The 15,169-nt window shown below is 43.1% G+C and carries 13 protein-coding genes, 1 rRNA gene and 1 other annotated feature; all 14 genes read left to right on the forward strand.

What is annotated here, in order from left to right; all coding sequences use genetic code 11:
- Positions 1-79, forward strand: a 5S ribosomal RNA gene (gene rrf / locus ACFPU1_RS17100); the annotation flags it as partial.
- Between the two features lie 290 nt (positions 80-369).
- Positions 370-1,077, forward strand: coding sequence for an MgtC/SapB family protein (locus ACFPU1_RS13245; RefSeq protein WP_385941978.1), 708 nt, complete (start codon positions 370-372; stop codon positions 1,075-1,077).
- A 130-nt stretch (positions 1,078-1,207) separates the two neighbouring features.
- A complete protein-coding gene (locus ACFPU1_RS13250) occupies positions 1,208-1,675 on the forward strand; it encodes a CtsR family transcriptional regulator (protein ID WP_385941981.1) in 468 nt (155 codons plus the stop codon).
- A gap of 28 nt (positions 1,676-1,703) precedes the next feature.
- Entirely contained in the window at positions 1,704-2,240 is a 537-nt protein-coding gene (locus ACFPU1_RS13255) for a UvrB/UvrC motif-containing protein (protein WP_385941984.1), read from the forward strand.
- Positions 2,240-3,316: a protein arginine kinase gene (locus ACFPU1_RS13260; protein ID WP_385941986.1), complete on the forward strand. Its 1,077-nt coding sequence runs from the start codon at positions 2,240-2,242 to the stop codon at positions 3,314-3,316. Before ACFPU1_RS13255 ends, ACFPU1_RS13260 begins: the two co-directional genes overlap by 1 nt.
- 25 nt (positions 3,317-3,341) lie before the next feature.
- On the forward strand, positions 3,342-5,798 hold the full coding sequence (clpC, locus tag ACFPU1_RS13265; protein ID WP_385941989.1) for an ATP-dependent protease ATP-binding subunit ClpC: 2,457 nt from the start codon (positions 3,342-3,344) through the stop codon (positions 5,796-5,798).
- Positions 5,799-5,984: 186 nt separating this feature from the next.
- Positions 5,985-7,382: a DNA repair protein RadA gene (gene radA / locus ACFPU1_RS13270; protein ID WP_385941992.1), complete on the forward strand. Its 1,398-nt coding sequence runs from the start codon at positions 5,985-5,987 to the stop codon at positions 7,380-7,382.
- 79 nt (positions 7,383-7,461) lie between these two features.
- Complete coding sequence (gene disA, locus ACFPU1_RS13275) at positions 7,462-8,535, forward strand: DNA integrity scanning diadenylate cyclase DisA (protein WP_054637147.1); 1,074 nt, start codon at positions 7,462-7,464, stop codon at positions 8,533-8,535.
- Between the two features lie 204 nt (positions 8,536-8,739).
- The gene (locus tag ACFPU1_RS13280; RefSeq protein WP_385941996.1) at positions 8,740-9,837 is read left to right on the forward strand and encodes a PIN/TRAM domain-containing protein; all 1,098 of its coding nucleotides are present in this window, start codon (positions 8,740-8,742) and stop codon (positions 9,835-9,837) included.
- Between the two features lie 224 nt (positions 9,838-10,061).
- A complete protein-coding gene (gene ispD, locus ACFPU1_RS13285) occupies positions 10,062-10,754 on the forward strand; it encodes a 2-C-methyl-D-erythritol 4-phosphate cytidylyltransferase (protein ID WP_385941999.1) in 693 nt (230 codons plus the stop codon).
- A 2-nt stretch (positions 10,755-10,756) separates the two neighbouring features.
- Positions 10,757-11,230 carry a 2-C-methyl-D-erythritol 2,4-cyclodiphosphate synthase gene (ispF, locus tag ACFPU1_RS13290; RefSeq protein WP_054637145.1) on the forward strand — a complete coding sequence of 158 codons (474 nt, stop codon included), beginning with the start codon at positions 10,757-10,759 and terminating at the stop codon, positions 11,228-11,230.
- A 42-nt stretch (positions 11,231-11,272) separates the two neighbouring features.
- Entirely contained in the window at positions 11,273-12,733 is a 1,461-nt protein-coding gene (gltX, locus tag ACFPU1_RS13295) for a glutamate--tRNA ligase (RefSeq protein ID WP_385942004.1), read from the forward strand.
- A 22-nt stretch (positions 12,734-12,755) separates the two neighbouring features.
- Positions 12,756-12,981 (forward strand) — a binding site (T-box leader).
- 103 nt (positions 12,982-13,084) lie between these two features.
- Positions 13,085-13,771, forward strand: a complete 687-nt coding sequence (gene cysE, locus ACFPU1_RS13300; protein ID WP_054637144.1) for a serine O-acetyltransferase — start codon at positions 13,085-13,087, stop codon at positions 13,769-13,771.
- Positions 13,768-15,165 carry a cysteine--tRNA ligase gene (gene cysS, locus ACFPU1_RS13305; protein ID WP_385942007.1) on the forward strand — a complete coding sequence of 466 codons (1,398 nt, stop codon included), beginning with the start codon at positions 13,768-13,770 and terminating at the stop codon, positions 15,163-15,165. Before cysE ends, cysS begins: the two co-directional genes overlap by 4 nt.
- Positions 15,166-15,169: the final 4 nt, after the last annotated feature.

Below are 15,169 nucleotides of genomic sequence, written 5' to 3' on the forward strand. Positions count from 1 at the left end.
GCCGAACACGGAAGTTAAGCTCTTCAGCGCCGATGATAATTGGGGGGCAACTCCCTGTGAAAGTAGGACGCTGCCAGGCAAACTCTAAAAGCACCCACAACATGGGTGCTTTTTTTTGCGTTCTTTTGTCTGGGGATGAATTGTTGGTATCTCCTTTCGAGTTTACATGCATTTCTCTTCCTTGTCTCCCATAGAGTAGATAATCAAAATTATCTTCTTTTCGAGAGTTGGGAACTAATTACAAAGTGAAAGATGAAGGAGTTACGTAAAGCAAAGAGGAAAATATGAAAGAACCTGAAAATAGGTTTAAAGACAAATACAAAGAGAAATAGGTTTGGTGTGCTTTTGCAAAGAGGGGGTAGGGTGTAGATGGAAGCTGAATGGCTCAATAATGATTATGTTGTGATGAGCTTGCGCTTATTATTTGCTGCAAGTCTCGCTGGTTTAGTAGGGCTGGAAAGAGAGCAAAAACATAGAAATGCAGGCTTTCGGACTCACCTTTTAGTAGGAGTAGGCTCTGCTCTTGTTATGTTATTGGCGTTATTTGGATTTCAGCCATATATGGAAGAAAATCCTGAACTGGTTACTTTTGACCCTTCCCGTTTGGCTTCTTATGTCATAAGCGGAATAGGGTTTCTTGGAGCGGGCACAATTATTGTCCAAGGTGCATCAGTCAGGGGATTAACAACGGCTGCTTCCATTTGGGTGGTCGCAGGAATAGGTTTGGCCGCAGGCTCAGGAATGTATTTTGCTGCGTTACTAACCACAGGTATTGTCATTATCAGCCTGCGTTACCTTTCAAAAGTAGATCGTTTTTTTAAGAAGCCTTCACAATTTGAAGTTATATATCTGCAGGCAAACCGAAAGGAAAACAAGCTGTCGCAAGTCATTTATTCTTTAGAAGTGCTGGACGTTGAGATAAACAAAATAAACATGGAAGAGGTGACAGGAGACGAAACAGCCTTATTGGCGTATAAAATTGAAATAGAACGAAAAAAAGAGGTTCATCAAGCTCATGTTTACGAAGCAATTCAAGAATGTGATGGCATACATGAACTAAGAATAGAAAAAGCATGAGAATGAAAGAGCTCCTTTTTTGGGCATAATAAAGAGGGGTTCTACTTGCATTTTCAAATTATTTGTACTATATTTATAGTCAAATATAGTCAAGGTCAATATCGAGCCAGGGAGAAGGGAGGTCACTGGGATGCGGAATATATCAGACATAATTGAACAGTATTTAAAAGCTGTCCTCACCCAAAGTGACCAGGATCTAATTGAAATTAAAAGAAGTGAATTAGCAAAGCGATTTGACTGCGTGCCTTCCCAGATTAATTACGTCATCGGGACTCGCTTTACTGTGGAAAAAGGCTATATTGTCGAAAGCAAACGCGGAGGCGGCGGATATATCCGGATCATTAAAGTGAAGCCTGCCGACCATGCTGAACTGTGCGACCAAATTATTGATTTGATCGGAAAAGGAATTGACCAGGGATCTGCCGAAAGTATAGTGAAGCGTTTGTACGAGGAAGAAGTTATCACAAAACGAGAGGCTAACTTAATGATATCAGCCTTACAGCGTGAGGTGCTGGCATTATCCCAGTCGGTCCAGCGCGACCTTTTGCGGGCAAATATTTTAAAGGCTATGCTGAAAAGCTTGAAATATAGAGAGTAAGGCGCCAAAACGGGGAGGAGGAATGGATATGCTCTGTCAGGAATGCCAGGAAAGAACAGCCTCACTTCACTTTACGAATATTATAAATGGAAAAAAAACCGAGGTTCATCTCTGTGACCAGTGTGCAAAAGAAAAAGGAGAATCAATGTATGTACCGAATTACTCTATTCAGGACCTGTTATCGGGTCTGCTGAATTTTGAGCCTCCTAAGTCTTCAAGTTCATCCACTCAAACCCGGCGTCCAAGACAGCTGGTTTGTAATAAGTGCGGCATGAATTATGAAACCTTTGCCAAAAAAGGAAGGTTTGGTTGTTCCTACTGTTACCAGGCGTTTGATAAAAAGCTTGACCCCATCTTTAAAAGAGTGCACAGTGGCAATCATTTGCATTCAGGGAAGGTTCCTAAACGCATCGGCGGGCGCTTAAAACTCAGCAGGCAAATAGATGATCTGAGAGAAAAGATGCGCCAGTATATAGCTAGCGAGGAGTTTGAAGAAGCAGCAGAGATCCGGGATAAAATACGGGAACTTGAAAAAAGCATTCAAGATAAAGGGGAGGGGGAATGATGTCGCTTCAACGTTTTTTCTCAGAAGCCATCAGTCCTTGGATGAAAAATCAAAAGGGCCCTGATGCAGATATAGTATTAAGCACGAGACTTCGATTGGCGAGAAACCTGGAAGACTATCCTTTTCCTATTATCGCCAACGAAGATTCTGCAAGAACACTGCTGAACTATTTATCTTCTGAGCTTGGAAAAGAGGGGTACAGTTCCTTAGGTGAACTTGAACTTCTTAAAATGGAAGACTTATCGAGCAATGAAAAGAAAGTGCTGGTTGAAAAACATCTTATCAGCCCTCATTTAGCGGAAAGCTCGATCCATGGAGCCGTCATGCTGAGTGAAGATGAATCCATTAGTATTATGATTAATGAAGAAGATCATTTGCGACTTCAATGCTTATTTCCAGGCTTTCAGTTAAGTGAAGGTCTAGTCCTTTCAGGAGGATTGGACGACTGGGTAGAAGAAAAGGTTACCTATGCATTTGATGAAAAAAGGGGTTATCTTACAAGCTGCCCTACGAATGTAGGCACAGGGATGAGAGCCTCTGTAATGATGCATTTACCTGCGTTGGTAATGACTAAACAGTTAAACAGGATATTGCCGGCTATTAACCAGCTCGGCCTTGTCGTAAGAGGAATTTACGGAGAAGGCAGCGAAGCTTTAGGTAACCTTTTTCAAATATCAAACCAAATGACATTAGGAAAGTCTGAAGAGGATATAGTCGAAGACCTGAGGGGAGTGGTCATGCAGGTCATACAGCATGAAAGAGCAGCCAGAGAGAGACTGTTTCAATCTTCGCGGGTCCAAATAGAAGATAAGGTGTTCCGCTCTTACGGGATCCTTAGTAACAGCAGAATCATAGAATCCAAGGAAGCAGCAAAACGGTTGTCTGATTTGCGTTTAGGGATAGACCTGGATTTAATTGAAGGAATAACGGGTAATATTCTTAATGAACTCATGATTCTGACACAGCCTGGTTTCCTGCAGCAGTTTGCAGGAGAGACTCTCTCAGCCAATGAACGGGACATCCGCAGAGCTACTTTGATTCGTGAACGACTAAAATTAGAAGAAACAAATGATTAGTACTTAAAATGGAGGTGTCCGTATCATGATGTTTGGACGATTTACAGAACGCGCTCAAAAAGTACTTGCACTTGCACAAGAAGAAGCTATCCGACTTGGACACAATAATATTGGAACAGAGCATATTCTGCTTGGTTTATGCCGCGAAGGAGAAGGAATTGCAGCAAAAGCCCTGCAAGCCCTAAACCTTGGCTCAGAGCAAATCCAAAAAGAAGTGGAAGCTTTAATAGGCACTGGGCAAGAAGGGTCAAAAACCATTCATTACACTCCACGTGCAAAAAAAGTCATCGAGCTTTCCATGGATGAAGCAAGAAAGCTTGGTCATTCCTATGTAGGAACAGAGCATATCTTGCTTGGTCTTATTCGTGAAGGAGAAGGTGTAGCTGCACGGGTGTTAAATAATTTAGGTGTCAGCTTGAACAAAGCGAGACAGCAGGTGCTTCAATTGCTTGGAAGCAACGAAGCATCAAGCAGCAGCCACCAGCAGCCGTCCGGCGCAAGCTCTGCTAATGCGAATACACCTACCCTGGACAGTCTGGCAAGAGATTTGACTGCGGTAGCGAAAGAAGAAGGGTTAGATCCGGTTATCGGACGCAGTAAAGAAATTGAAAGAGTGATCCAGGTATTAAGCCGACGGACGAAGAACAACCCTGTCCTTATTGGTGAGCCTGGAGTAGGGAAGACAGCGATAGCTGAAGGGCTTGCCCAGGCTATTATCTCTAACGAGGTTCCAGAAATTCTTCGTAACAAACGAGTCATGACCCTTGATATGGGTACGGTAGTTGCCGGTACTAAATACCGCGGGGAGTTTGAAGACCGTTTAAAAAAGGTGATGGAAGAAATTCGTCAGGCAAACAACATTATCTTGTTTATTGATGAGCTCCATACCCTGATTGGTGCCGGGGGAGCAGAAGGAGCGATTGATGCCTCGAATATTCTTAAACCTTCTCTTGCTCGTGGAGAGCTTCAATGTATCGGAGCCACTACGTTGGATGAGTACCGTAAATACATTGAAAAGGATGCTGCTCTTGAGCGGAGATTCCAGCCAATCCAGGTTGATGAGCCAACATTGGAAGAGTCTACCCAGATTTTAATCGGCCTTCGAGACCGCTATGAAGCTCATCACCGGGTAACAATTACTGATGAAGCGATAAAAGAAGCTGTCAAGCTTTCTGACCGCTATATTCCAGATCGCTTTTTACCAGATAAAGCTATTGACCTTATTGATGAAGCAGGGTCGAAAGTTCGTTTGCGCTCTTATACAGCCCCTCCTAACTTAAAAGAGCTCGAACAGAAGCTGGAAGAAACCCGCAAGGAAAAAGATGCAGCGGTGCAGAGCCAGGAATTTGAAAAAGCTGCTTCTTTAAGAGACAGTGAACAGCATCTTCGTGAAGAGCTTGAGCAAATGAAAGACGAGTGGAAAGAAAAGCAAGGACAAGAAAATACAGAGGTTACAACAGAAGATATTGCCCAGGTAGTGGCCAGCTGGACAGGTATACCTGTTTCCAAGCTTGCTGAAGAAGAAACAGAGCGTCTCCTTCGTATGGAGGAAATCCTTCATAATCGTGTGATTGGTCAGGAGGAAGCTGTTAAAGCGATTTCCAAGGCCGTGCGTAGAGCTCGTGCTGGCTTAAAGGATCCAAAGCGTCCGATTGGTTCATTTATTTTCTTAGGACCAACAGGGGTAGGGAAAACGGAACTAGCTCGTGCTGTAGCTGAGACTTTGTTTGGCGATGAAGACTCAGTTACTCGAATCGACATGTCTGAGTATATGGAGAAGCATTCAACAAGCCGGCTTGTTGGTTCACCACCAGGATATGTAGGATATGAAGAAGGAGGACAGCTTACTGAGAAGGTTCGCCGTAAACCATATTCTGTCATTCTTTTGGATGAAATTGAAAAAGCTCATCCCGAAGTATTCAATATCCTTCTTCAAGTATTAGAAGACGGTTTCCTGACAGATTCTAAAGGAAGAAGAGTGGACTTTAGAAATACGGCAATTATTATGACTTCTAACGTAGGAGCAAGCGCCTTAAAACAAAATAAATATGTAGGTTTTGCCACACAATCTGGTGATGAAGAGCATGCGGATATGAGAGATAAGGTTATGAAAGAATTGAAAAATGCTTTCCGGCCTGAGTTCTTAAACCGTATCGACGAAATTATCGTCTTCCACAGCCTGGAAAAGAAACACATCAAGGAAATTGTTGTCCTGATGGCGGAACAGCTTAGAAAACGACTGGCGGAATACGGGATCAGCTTTGAATTAACAGATGCGGCAAAAGACAAAATTTCAGATGAAGGGTACGACCCGGAATATGGAGCACGTCCCCTTCGCCGGGCGCTTCAAAAGCAAGTGGAAGATCGTTTATCTGAAGAAGTACTTCGAGGAAATATTGAAAAAGGCGGAAAAGCCATCATTGATGTACAAGATGGAGAGTTTATCGTGGTGACCAAGTCAGAGTCAGAAGCTAACGCATAACCACCTTTAAAGCCGGGAGATACTCTCCCGGCTTTTCTATTACATACTTAGCTCTTTTTCTCATGGAAGGAAAGGGCAAATTAAAACAGGTACTGGATATAATGGGGGAAGTTTATCTCTCAAGGAATTTTGTGAGGGCGTGGTAAAATAGATTACAGGATACATATAATAAAGTGAGGGTTAGGTATGGCAAAAATAAAAACCAAGTTTATTTGTCAAGAATGCGGTTATGAATCCAGCAAATGGATGGGGCGTTGCCCAGGCTGTCAAAACTGGAACACGATGGTTGAAGAAATTGAAGACAAGAAAAAGCAAGGAGCTTCCCGGACAGGGTTAGGGAGCGGCACAGACGGCAAAAGGCAAAAGCCCCAGTCCATAACCAAGATATCAGGCGAAAGAGAAGCGAGAATTAATACTTCTATCATGGAGCTCAACCGGGTATTAGGAGGAGGGATTGTACCAGGATCTCTTGTTTTAGTAGGAGGAGATCCGGGGATCGGAAAGTCTACTCTTCTTCTTCAAATGTCTGCGATTCTGGCAGCTCAGGATCATAAAGTACTTTATATTTCAGGTGAAGAATCTGTAAAGCAGACAAAGCTTAGGGCAGACAGGTTAACCATTCAAGCTGATAAATTGTTTGTGCTGGCAGAGACAGATATGGAGTATATAGAACGGGCAATTGATGAAGTGGAACCAGACATGGTGGTCATTGACTCTATACAGACCATTCACCAGGCTGAAATAACTTCTGCCCCAGGAAGCGTGTCTCAAGTAAGAGAAACTACCTCATCCTTTATGAGAATTGCAAAAACAAGAGGAATTGCGGTCTTTATTGTTGGACATGTGACAAAGCAGGGAAGCATTGCAGGACCAAAGCTGTTAGAGCACATGGTGGATTCAGTCCTTTACTTTGAAGGAGAGAGACACCATACTTACAGGATTTTAAGAGCAGTAAAGAACCGTTTTGGTTCAACAAATGAGATTGGGATCTTTGAAATGAAAGAGCATGGACTGGTAGAAGTCAAAAACCCATCGGAAATTTTCCTGGAGGAACGCTCTAAAGGAGTGGCGGGATCTATTGTAGCGGCCTCCATGGAGGGCACAAGGCCGGTGCTGGTGGAACTGCAAGCCCTGGTTTCCCCATCAAGCTACGCAAATCCAAAGAGAACAGCAACTGGTGTTGATCATAACAGAGTATCTTTATTAATGGCAGTTTTAGAAAAACGAGTCGGACTCTTGCTGCAGAACCAGGATGCGTTTTTAAACGTGGCAGGAGGAGTTAAGCTAGATGAGCCTGCTGTAGACCTGGCGATAGCTATTTGTGTTGCTTCCAGCTTTAGAGACCAGGTTACCAGCCCGACTGACGTGGTAATGGGAGAAGTCGGCCTGACAGGAGAGATCCGCCGCGTATCCCGGATAGAACAGCGAGTCGGTGAAGCAGCTAAACTTGGCTTTAAACGAGCCATTATCCCTCAAAAAAACATGGGAGGCTGGACAATACCAGAGGGAATTGAAGTTGTAGGGGTTTCTACCTTAGAGGAAGCTATTCAGGTAACCTCTGAAGGAAACCAGAGGCCGTGGTAAACAGGAAGGAAAAATAAGCGGCCAAAAGCTTTAATGCCGTGCGCACAAAAGGAAAAGGGAAGAAGAGGGAGGCTGCAGCATGACTGACAAAAAGAAAAACAATGTAATGGAAAACGTCTTGCACTATGTTGCTCCCGGCACACCCCTGCGAGAAGGAATAGATAATGTTCTTCGGGCAAAAACAGGCGGACTTATTGTGTTAGGGTACACCGACGAAATGAAGTCAATTGTAGACGGCGGTTTTTATATTAATTGTGAATTTTCACCTGCTTATCTGTATGAGCTGGCTAAAATGGATGGAGCAATTATTTTAAGTCAGGACGGCAAAAAAATTCTATATGCAAATACACAACTTGTACCAGATAACGGTATTACCTCAACTGAAACAGGGATTCGGCACAGAACGGCTGAACGTGTCGCAAGGCAGACAGGCGGGCTGGTTATTTCCATTTCTCAGCGACGACATGTTATCACCTTGTATAAAGGGTATGAGAGGTATTCATTAAGAGATATGGGCATGATTTTAACAAAAGCTAACCAGGCAATTCAAACATTAGAGAAGTATAAAGTGGTGTTAGATCAAAGCATAACAAACTTAGGGGCTTTAGAGTTTGAAGAGCTTGTTACCTTTCAGGATGTATCCCAGGTCATTCACCGTGTTGAAATGGTTCTTCGCATAAAAAACGAAATACTTAACTACATTAGTGAACTTGGAAATGAAGGTCGCTTAATTACAATGCAGCTAAACGAATTAGTTTCCAACATAGAAGAAGAGGCTGTATACCTAATTAAGGATTACGTCAAAAATGAGACTTTAATCGCAAAGGATATATTGAAGGAAATGCAGAAACTTTCAAACGAAGAACTCCTTGATGATTCCATCATCTTTAAGCTTCTTGGTTATCCTAGGCAGGTCAATCACCAGGAGCATTCTGTTTCTCCCCGCGGTTACCGTATCCTACACAAAATTCCGAGGCTCCCTGCTTCTATTATTGAAAACCTTGTAAAAGAGTTCGAGGGGGTAAACAAAATCATGGTTTCCTCTATTGCAGAACTAGATGAGGTAGAGGGAATTGGTGAAGCCAGGGCCAGAAAAATAAAAGAAGGACTAAACAGGATACAAGAGCAGTTGTTTATAGACCGCCATATTTAAGGGAAGTGAAAAGGGGGAGTGTTGTTACTTGACTTCTTCTGATTGGTAAATATATAATGGAATGTTTGAAATTGACAATTGTGTTATATTTTATTACGATGAAAGAGCAGTCCCTTTACATTCTGTAAGTTCGTGTGAATTTGAGTTTCATAGGTTTCAAAATAGGAGATTTGTCTATAATAAGGAAAGGGAGGTGAACCAAAAATGTTAAGATGGATTGTACAGTTGTTCTTTATACTTGTTGGCGGCGCACTAGGTTTTTTATTTATTCCTGAACTTATATCTTTTCTTACAACTGATGCGCCTGCTTGGTTAGAAAGTCCTTATGCAGGAGCTGTTCTCGGTGCTTTGATTTTATATCTTCTGACATTTTGGCTGGCTGATTATATCGTGAATGTTATGCGTTTGATGGAAGAAACGATTGTAAAGGCCCCTGTAACAGACGTGTTATTTGGAACAACAGGTCTCGCATTTGGTTTGATTGTGGCGTATTTGATTATCATTCCTTTAAATACTATTCAAATTCCTGTGCTGACGACGGTTCTTCCTATTTTTATCTCGTTCTTTCTTGGTTATTTTGGCTTCCAGGTAGGTTTTAAAAAGAAAGAGGAACTAATTAATCTGTTTACTGCCTCCAAAGCGACAGCTAAGGAAAAAAGAAAAGAGGATTCAGAAGAACAGCCTAGTGACCTTTCAAAAGTTAAGATCCTCGATACCAGTGTGATCATTGATGGCAGAATCGCAGACATATGCCAAACTGGCTTCTTGGAAGGTGTGTTAGTAATTCCTGAATTTGTGCTGGAGGAGCTTCAGCATATTGCTGACTCTTCTGACGTATTGAAGAGAAATCGTGGACGCAGGGGACTGGATATCTTGAACAAAATCCAAAAAGAGTTAAGCTCTGAAGTCCATATTTATGAAGGGGATTTTGAAGACATCCAGGAAGTGGACAGCAAGCTTGTGAAGCTTGCGAAAGTGATGAATGGCATGGTTGTTACAAACGATTTTAATTTGAATAAGGTGTGTGAATTCCAAGGAGTCCCTGTTCTTAACATCAATGACCTGGCAAACGCGGTGAAGCCTGTAGTGCTTCCTGGAGAAGAGCTTAATGTTCAAGTGATTAAAGATGGAAAAGAGCAGAACCAGGGTATTGCCTATTTAGATGATGGAACAATGATTGTAGTAGAAAGCGGCCGCAACTATATAGGTAAAACAATCGAAGTAGTGGTTACAAGCGTACTGCAGACTAGCGCCGGCCGCATGATTTTTGCTAAGCCGAAGCTCCTGGAAAAAGCTTTGTGAAGACCTTGACACTGCCTTTTAGTAGACTGTCCTGACCAAACGGGCGGATATTAGAAGGGGGTGTTTTTTATTTTTACAAAATCGTCTGTTTCTGCTATTTCGACTGGCATCTGATAAAGCATGAAAAGAAGGGTTTTTGTATGATTCTCGTTTGATTTTCCAGCCTGATCAAGTGTATCATAGAAGAGCCTTAAAATAGACGGAAACTGTGACGGAGAGGTAGTATGGAATATAAAGTAGTGGTCCCGGCAGCCGGCCAGGGCAAACGTATGAAAGCAGAAAAAAACAAGCAATTTATTACTTTAGATGACGATCCGGTGATAGTTCATACTCTGGCTATATTTGAAAAAGATCACTGGTGTAAAGAGATCATCATAGTAGTAAATGAAAAAGAAATAGAGGAAATGAAAGCACTTTTAGACTCTTACCACTTCACCAAGATATTACCACTTGTTCCTGGAGGAAAAGAACGACAGGACAGTGTGTATAAAGGGTTGAAAGCCTTAGATAATCAAGGGGGCATAACGCTGGTCCATGACGGGGCCAGGCCGTTTGTCAGCATTGAACGGGTACATGATCTTGTGGAAAAGACAGCATCCACAGGGGCCTCGGTTCTTGGTGTGAAAGTGAAAGATACAGTGAAACGGGGAGCAGAGATGATAGTAAAGGATACGGTTCCTCGTGAAAATTTGTGGGCCATACAAACACCGCAAGGCTTCCATCATGAGCTTGTTGTCAGGGCCTATGAAGATGCGCTTGAAAAAAATCACCAGGGAACTGATGATTCCAGCCTTGTTGAGTTTACCGGCCAAGAGGTACATATCGTTGAGGGGGAATACGATAACATTAAATTGACCACCCCCGAGGATTTAATTATTGCCAAAGCGATTCTTGAGAAAAGGAAGGGAGGAGACTGAGCGTGAGAATAGGACAAGGGTTTGATGTTCATCAATTAGTGGAGGGTCGTCCTTTAATCATTGGTGGTATTGAGATTCCCCACGAAAAAGGTCTTTTAGGTCATTCAGACGCTGACGTACTTTTGCATACGATAGCTGATGCGTGCCTTGGAGCGATTGGTGAAGGTGATATTGGAAAGCATTTCCCGGATACGGATCCAGCGTTTAAGGATGCAGACTCTGCAGAGCTGCTTCAACACGTATATATGCTTGTAAAAAAGCAAGGCTACGAGCTTGGCAACATTGATTGTACGATTATGGCCCAGCGGCCGAAAATGGCTCCTTACATTCAGGGGATGCGAGAGAAAATCGCTGAACTGCTGGAGGGGGATGTTTCCCAAGTGAATGTAAAAGCAACAACGACAGAAAAGCTTGGCTTCACAGGAAGGGAAGAAGGAATTGCTTCCCAGGCCGTAGTGTTGCTTGTAAGCAAATAATAAGCTCACTAGAAATAAAGAATAGGTGGAAGGGTGTTAAGTATGTCAAAAGAAGTAAGAGTGCGGTTTGCTCCAAGCCCCACAGGTCATCTTCATATCGGCGGAGCAAGGTCTGCTTTATTTAATTATCTGTTTGCCCGCAGCCAAAACGGCAAGTTTATCTTACGGATAGAGGATACAGACCAGGCGAGAAATGTGGAGACTGCCACAGAGAAGCTGATGGCCAGTTTAAAATGGCTGGGAATTGAATGGGATGAAAGTGTAGATATAGGCGGAGAATATGGTCCTTACCGAAGCATGGAGCGCATGGATGTTTATACAAAATATATAGAACAGCTCCTTGAAGAAGGAAAAGCGTATTATTGCTATATGACAGAAGAGGAGCTGGCTGCTGAGCGTGAAGCACAACTCGCTAAAGGCCAGGCACCCAAGTACAGTGGCAGGGATCGGAATTTGACAGCCGAACAGCGTAAAGATTATGAGGAAAAAGGCATCAAGCCGGTTATTCGCTTTCTCGTGAAGGAAGGAGAAAAAGTGGTGATAGATGACGCTGTCCGCGGGGAAGTAACTTTTGAAACTGACGGAATTGGCGACTTCGTTATTGCCCGCGGCGATGGTGTGCCGACATATAACTTTGCCGTAGTAGTCGATGACCACTTGATGAAAATTTCACACGTTATCCGGGCCGAAGAACATTTGTCCAATGCTCCTCGCCAGGCTCTTGTATTTGAAGCTTTTGGCTGGGAAAAGCCGAAGTTTGCTCATGCTTCTCTCATTCTTAACCCAGATCGTCAGAAGATGAGTAAGCGGGACGAATCAATCATGCAGTTTGTCGAGCAGTATAAGAACCTCGGTTATTTGCCGGAAGCGATAGTTAATTTCCTGGCACTTCTTGGCTGGTCTCCAGTAGGAGAAGAAGAGATTTTTACTATGGATGAGCTTATTGAACAATTTTCTCTTGAACGTGTATCAAAAGCACCGGCTGTTTTTGATACAGATAAGCTTGCCTGGATGAACAATCAGTATGTAAAAGAAGCGGATACAGAGCGGCTCACAGACCTGGCTGTTCCTCACTTTCAAGAAGCGGGAAAACTTCCAGAATCACTGGATACAGAACAACGAGAGTGGGTTAAGAAGCTGGTCGCTCTTTACCAGGAACAAATGCATTATGCTGCAGAAATTGTAGAATTGACAGATCTGTTCTTTAAAACAGAAATCGAGTATAATGAAGAAGCAAAGGAGGTACTTGCTGAAGAGCAGGTGCCGGAAGTTATGAAACAGTTTGCTGAGGAAATAGATGCCTTAGAAGGATTTGAACCAGCAGATGTGAAGAAGGCAGTGAAGGCAACACAGAAGGCAACCGGGCAGAAAGGGAAGAAGCTGTTTATGCCAATTCGTGTAGCGGTTACTGGGCAGACACATGGGCCGGAGCTTCCCCATGCAATCTCATTGCTTGGGCCTGATGTTGTGAAAGCCCGTCTAAGACAAGCTGTGAATCAATAGAAATAAACAAAAGCTGAATATAGAGAAAACGTTGATAAGGATAAGTAAGGAAGCTGCCCTCCTAAACAGAGACGATCACCTTGGCTGAAAGTGGTCGTAGGAAGAGTTTCCTGAACATGCACCTTAGAGTCCCTGGCTGAAGAGTAAGTATGCTGGGGCGGCTTAAGCCGTTAACTGATGAAGGGAAGGATCTATATTTCTCTGATCCTTAAGCAGAGTGGAACCGCGCTTATGTAAGCGTCTCTGTGCCAATGGCACAGGGCGCTTTTTTTCGTGCCAAATAGTAACGGGGAAAAAGACTTTGGAGTGTACGAGGGCACGGCATATTAATGGGAAAAAGAGGGAGAAACTATGTTTAAAACATTTAAAAATGACATTGATGTAGTGTTTGAACAAGACCCGGCAGCGCGGAGCCGGTTTGAAGTTATTATGACTTATTCAGGAGTTCACGCTGTATGGGCTCACCGGGTAGCGCATTTCTTATGGCAGCGCAAGCTTTTCTTTTTAGCGAGGCTTTTGTCTCAATTTAGTCGCTTTATTACCGGAATTGAAATTCATCCGGGTGCAGTAATTGGACAGCGCTTGTTTATTGATCACGGAATGGGTGTTGTCATTGGGGAAACGTGTGAAATAGGTGATAACGTCACCATCTACCAAGGAGTGACCCTTGGGGGTACAGGGAAAGAAAAAGGAAAAAGACACCCGACCATTAAAGACAACGTTCTGATTGCAAGCGGAGCAAAGGTGCTCGGTTCAATGACGATCGGGGAAAATGCCCGGATTGGAGCCGGATCTGTGGTTTTAAAAGAGGTGCCGGATAACTCAACGGTAGTTGGAATCCCTGGAAAAGTCGTCATTCAAGATGGTGTGAAAGTAGATGAAGATAAAGACGGGCACTTAAATCACCACCTTCTTCCTGATCCTGTTACAGATAGATTTTGTAAGCTAGAAGAAGAATTAGAGGAGCTGCGGCAAGAGGTGAAGGTACTGCGGCAAAAACAAAAGGAAGAACAAAGACAGGGAAGTGAGCAGCGATGACAGTAAGCATTTATAATACGCTAACTAGAAAGAAAGAACCCTTCAAACCGCTGGAAGAAAACAAAGTGAAAATGTACGTCTGCGGTCCAACGGTTTATAACTATATTCACATAGGAAACGCCCGGCCTGCCATTGTCTTTGATATGGTACGCAGGTATCTGGACTACAAAGGTTACGAGGTAATGTATATCTCTAACTTTACTGATGTCGACGATAAGATTATAAAAGCGGCGAATCAATTGGGAGAAGAGGTCCCTGCATTAGCTGAAAAATTTATTGAGGCTTATCATGAGGATACAAAGGCCCTCGGAGTCAAGGAAGCCGATCTTCACCCGCGAGTTACTGACACCATGGAGGACATTATTACTTTCATCACTCTTTTGGAGGATAAAGGGTATGCATACGAAGCGGAGGGAGACGTTTATTTTAAAACAAAAGCATTTGACAGTTATGGGAAACTTTCAGATCAATCCATTGAAGACCTTCAGCTTGGCTCTCGGATAGAGGTGGGAGAAAAGAAGAAAGATCCTCTGGATTTTGTACTATGGAAAAAAGCGAAAGAGGGGGAAATTTCCTGGGATAGCCCATGGGGAAAGGGTCGTCCAGGGTGGCATATTGAATGTTCTGCCATGGTAAAAAAATACCTTGGTGATACGATAGATATACACGCAGGAGGACAGGATCTTGCTTTTCCTCATCACGAAAATGAAATTGCACAGTCAGAAGCCCTTACTGGAAAGGCGATGGCTAATTACTGGATGCATAATGGGTATATTAAAGTAGATAATGAAAAAATGTCGAAATCTCTTGGTAACTTCGTACTTGTGCATGACATTATTAAGGAACATCCGGCCGATGTGGTTCGTTTCTTTATGCTGCAGGCACATTACCGTACTCCTATTAATTTCAGCAGTGAATTATTAGAGAGTGCAAAAAGCAGCCTGGACCGGATTAAATCCACGGTCAGCAACCTTGAACACCGCTTGGAAGAAAGTGCAGACGCTGGAGACGAAGAAGAGTGGTTGAAATTGATTGATCAGCACAAAAAGACTTTTATCAAAGAAATGGATGATGACTTTAATTCCGCCAATGGAATTGCTGTGCTTTTTGATATAGTCAAGGAAGCCAATCGCTGCATGCAGGCTGAGCATTCCTCCAAGAAGGTCCTTTCCGCCTTTATAGGGATAATCAAAGAAATAGGAGATATTCTTGGCCTGACCGTAGAAGAAGAGAAAGAAATCCTTGATGAAGAGATAGAGGCTTTGATTCAAAAGCGTATTCAAGCGAGGAAAAATCGTGATTTTACATTAGCCGACAAAATTCGAGATGATTTAAAGGAGCAGGGAATCATCCTGGAGGACACTCCTCAAGGAACTCGCTGGAAAAGAGGGTGAGGTA

Source organism: Thalassorhabdus alkalitolerans, assembly GCF_042656525.1.
GTDB lineage: Bacteria > Bacillota > Bacilli > Bacillales > Marinococcaceae > Thalassorhabdus > Thalassorhabdus alkalitolerans.

Excerpts from the sequence above, each read along its gene's own strand:
- ACFPU1_RS13245 (WP_385941978.1), top strand. The coding sequence starts at position 370 with ATGGAAGCTGAATGGCTCAATAATGATTATGTTGTGATGAGCTTGCGC.
- ACFPU1_RS13250 (WP_385941981.1), top strand. The coding sequence starts at position 1,208 with ATGCGGAATATATCAGACATAATTGAACAGTATTTAAAAGCTGTCCTC.
- ACFPU1_RS13260 (WP_385941986.1), top strand. The coding sequence starts at position 2,240 with ATGTCGCTTCAACGTTTTTTCTCAGAAGCCATCAGTCCTTGGATGAAA.
- ACFPU1_RS13255 (WP_385941984.1), top strand. The coding sequence starts at position 1,704 with ATGCTCTGTCAGGAATGCCAGGAAAGAACAGCCTCACTTCACTTTACG.
- cysE (WP_054637144.1), top strand. The coding sequence starts at position 13,085 with ATGTTTAAAACATTTAAAAATGACATTGATGTAGTGTTTGAACAAGAC.
- ispD (WP_385941999.1), top strand. The coding sequence starts at position 10,062 with ATGGAATATAAAGTAGTGGTCCCGGCAGCCGGCCAGGGCAAACGTATG.
- ACFPU1_RS13280 (WP_385941996.1), top strand. The coding sequence starts at position 8,740 with ATGTTAAGATGGATTGTACAGTTGTTCTTTATACTTGTTGGCGGCGCA.
- gltX (WP_385942004.1), top strand. The coding sequence starts at position 11,273 with ATGTCAAAAGAAGTAAGAGTGCGGTTTGCTCCAAGCCCCACAGGTCAT.
- clpC (WP_385941989.1), top strand. The coding sequence starts at position 3,342 with ATGATGTTTGGACGATTTACAGAACGCGCTCAAAAAGTACTTGCACTT.
- radA (WP_385941992.1), top strand. The coding sequence starts at position 5,985 with ATGGCAAAAATAAAAACCAAGTTTATTTGTCAAGAATGCGGTTATGAA.
- cysS (WP_385942007.1), top strand. The coding sequence starts at position 13,768 with ATGACAGTAAGCATTTATAATACGCTAACTAGAAAGAAAGAACCCTTC.
- disA (WP_054637147.1), top strand. The coding sequence starts at position 7,462 with ATGACTGACAAAAAGAAAAACAATGTAATGGAAAACGTCTTGCACTAT.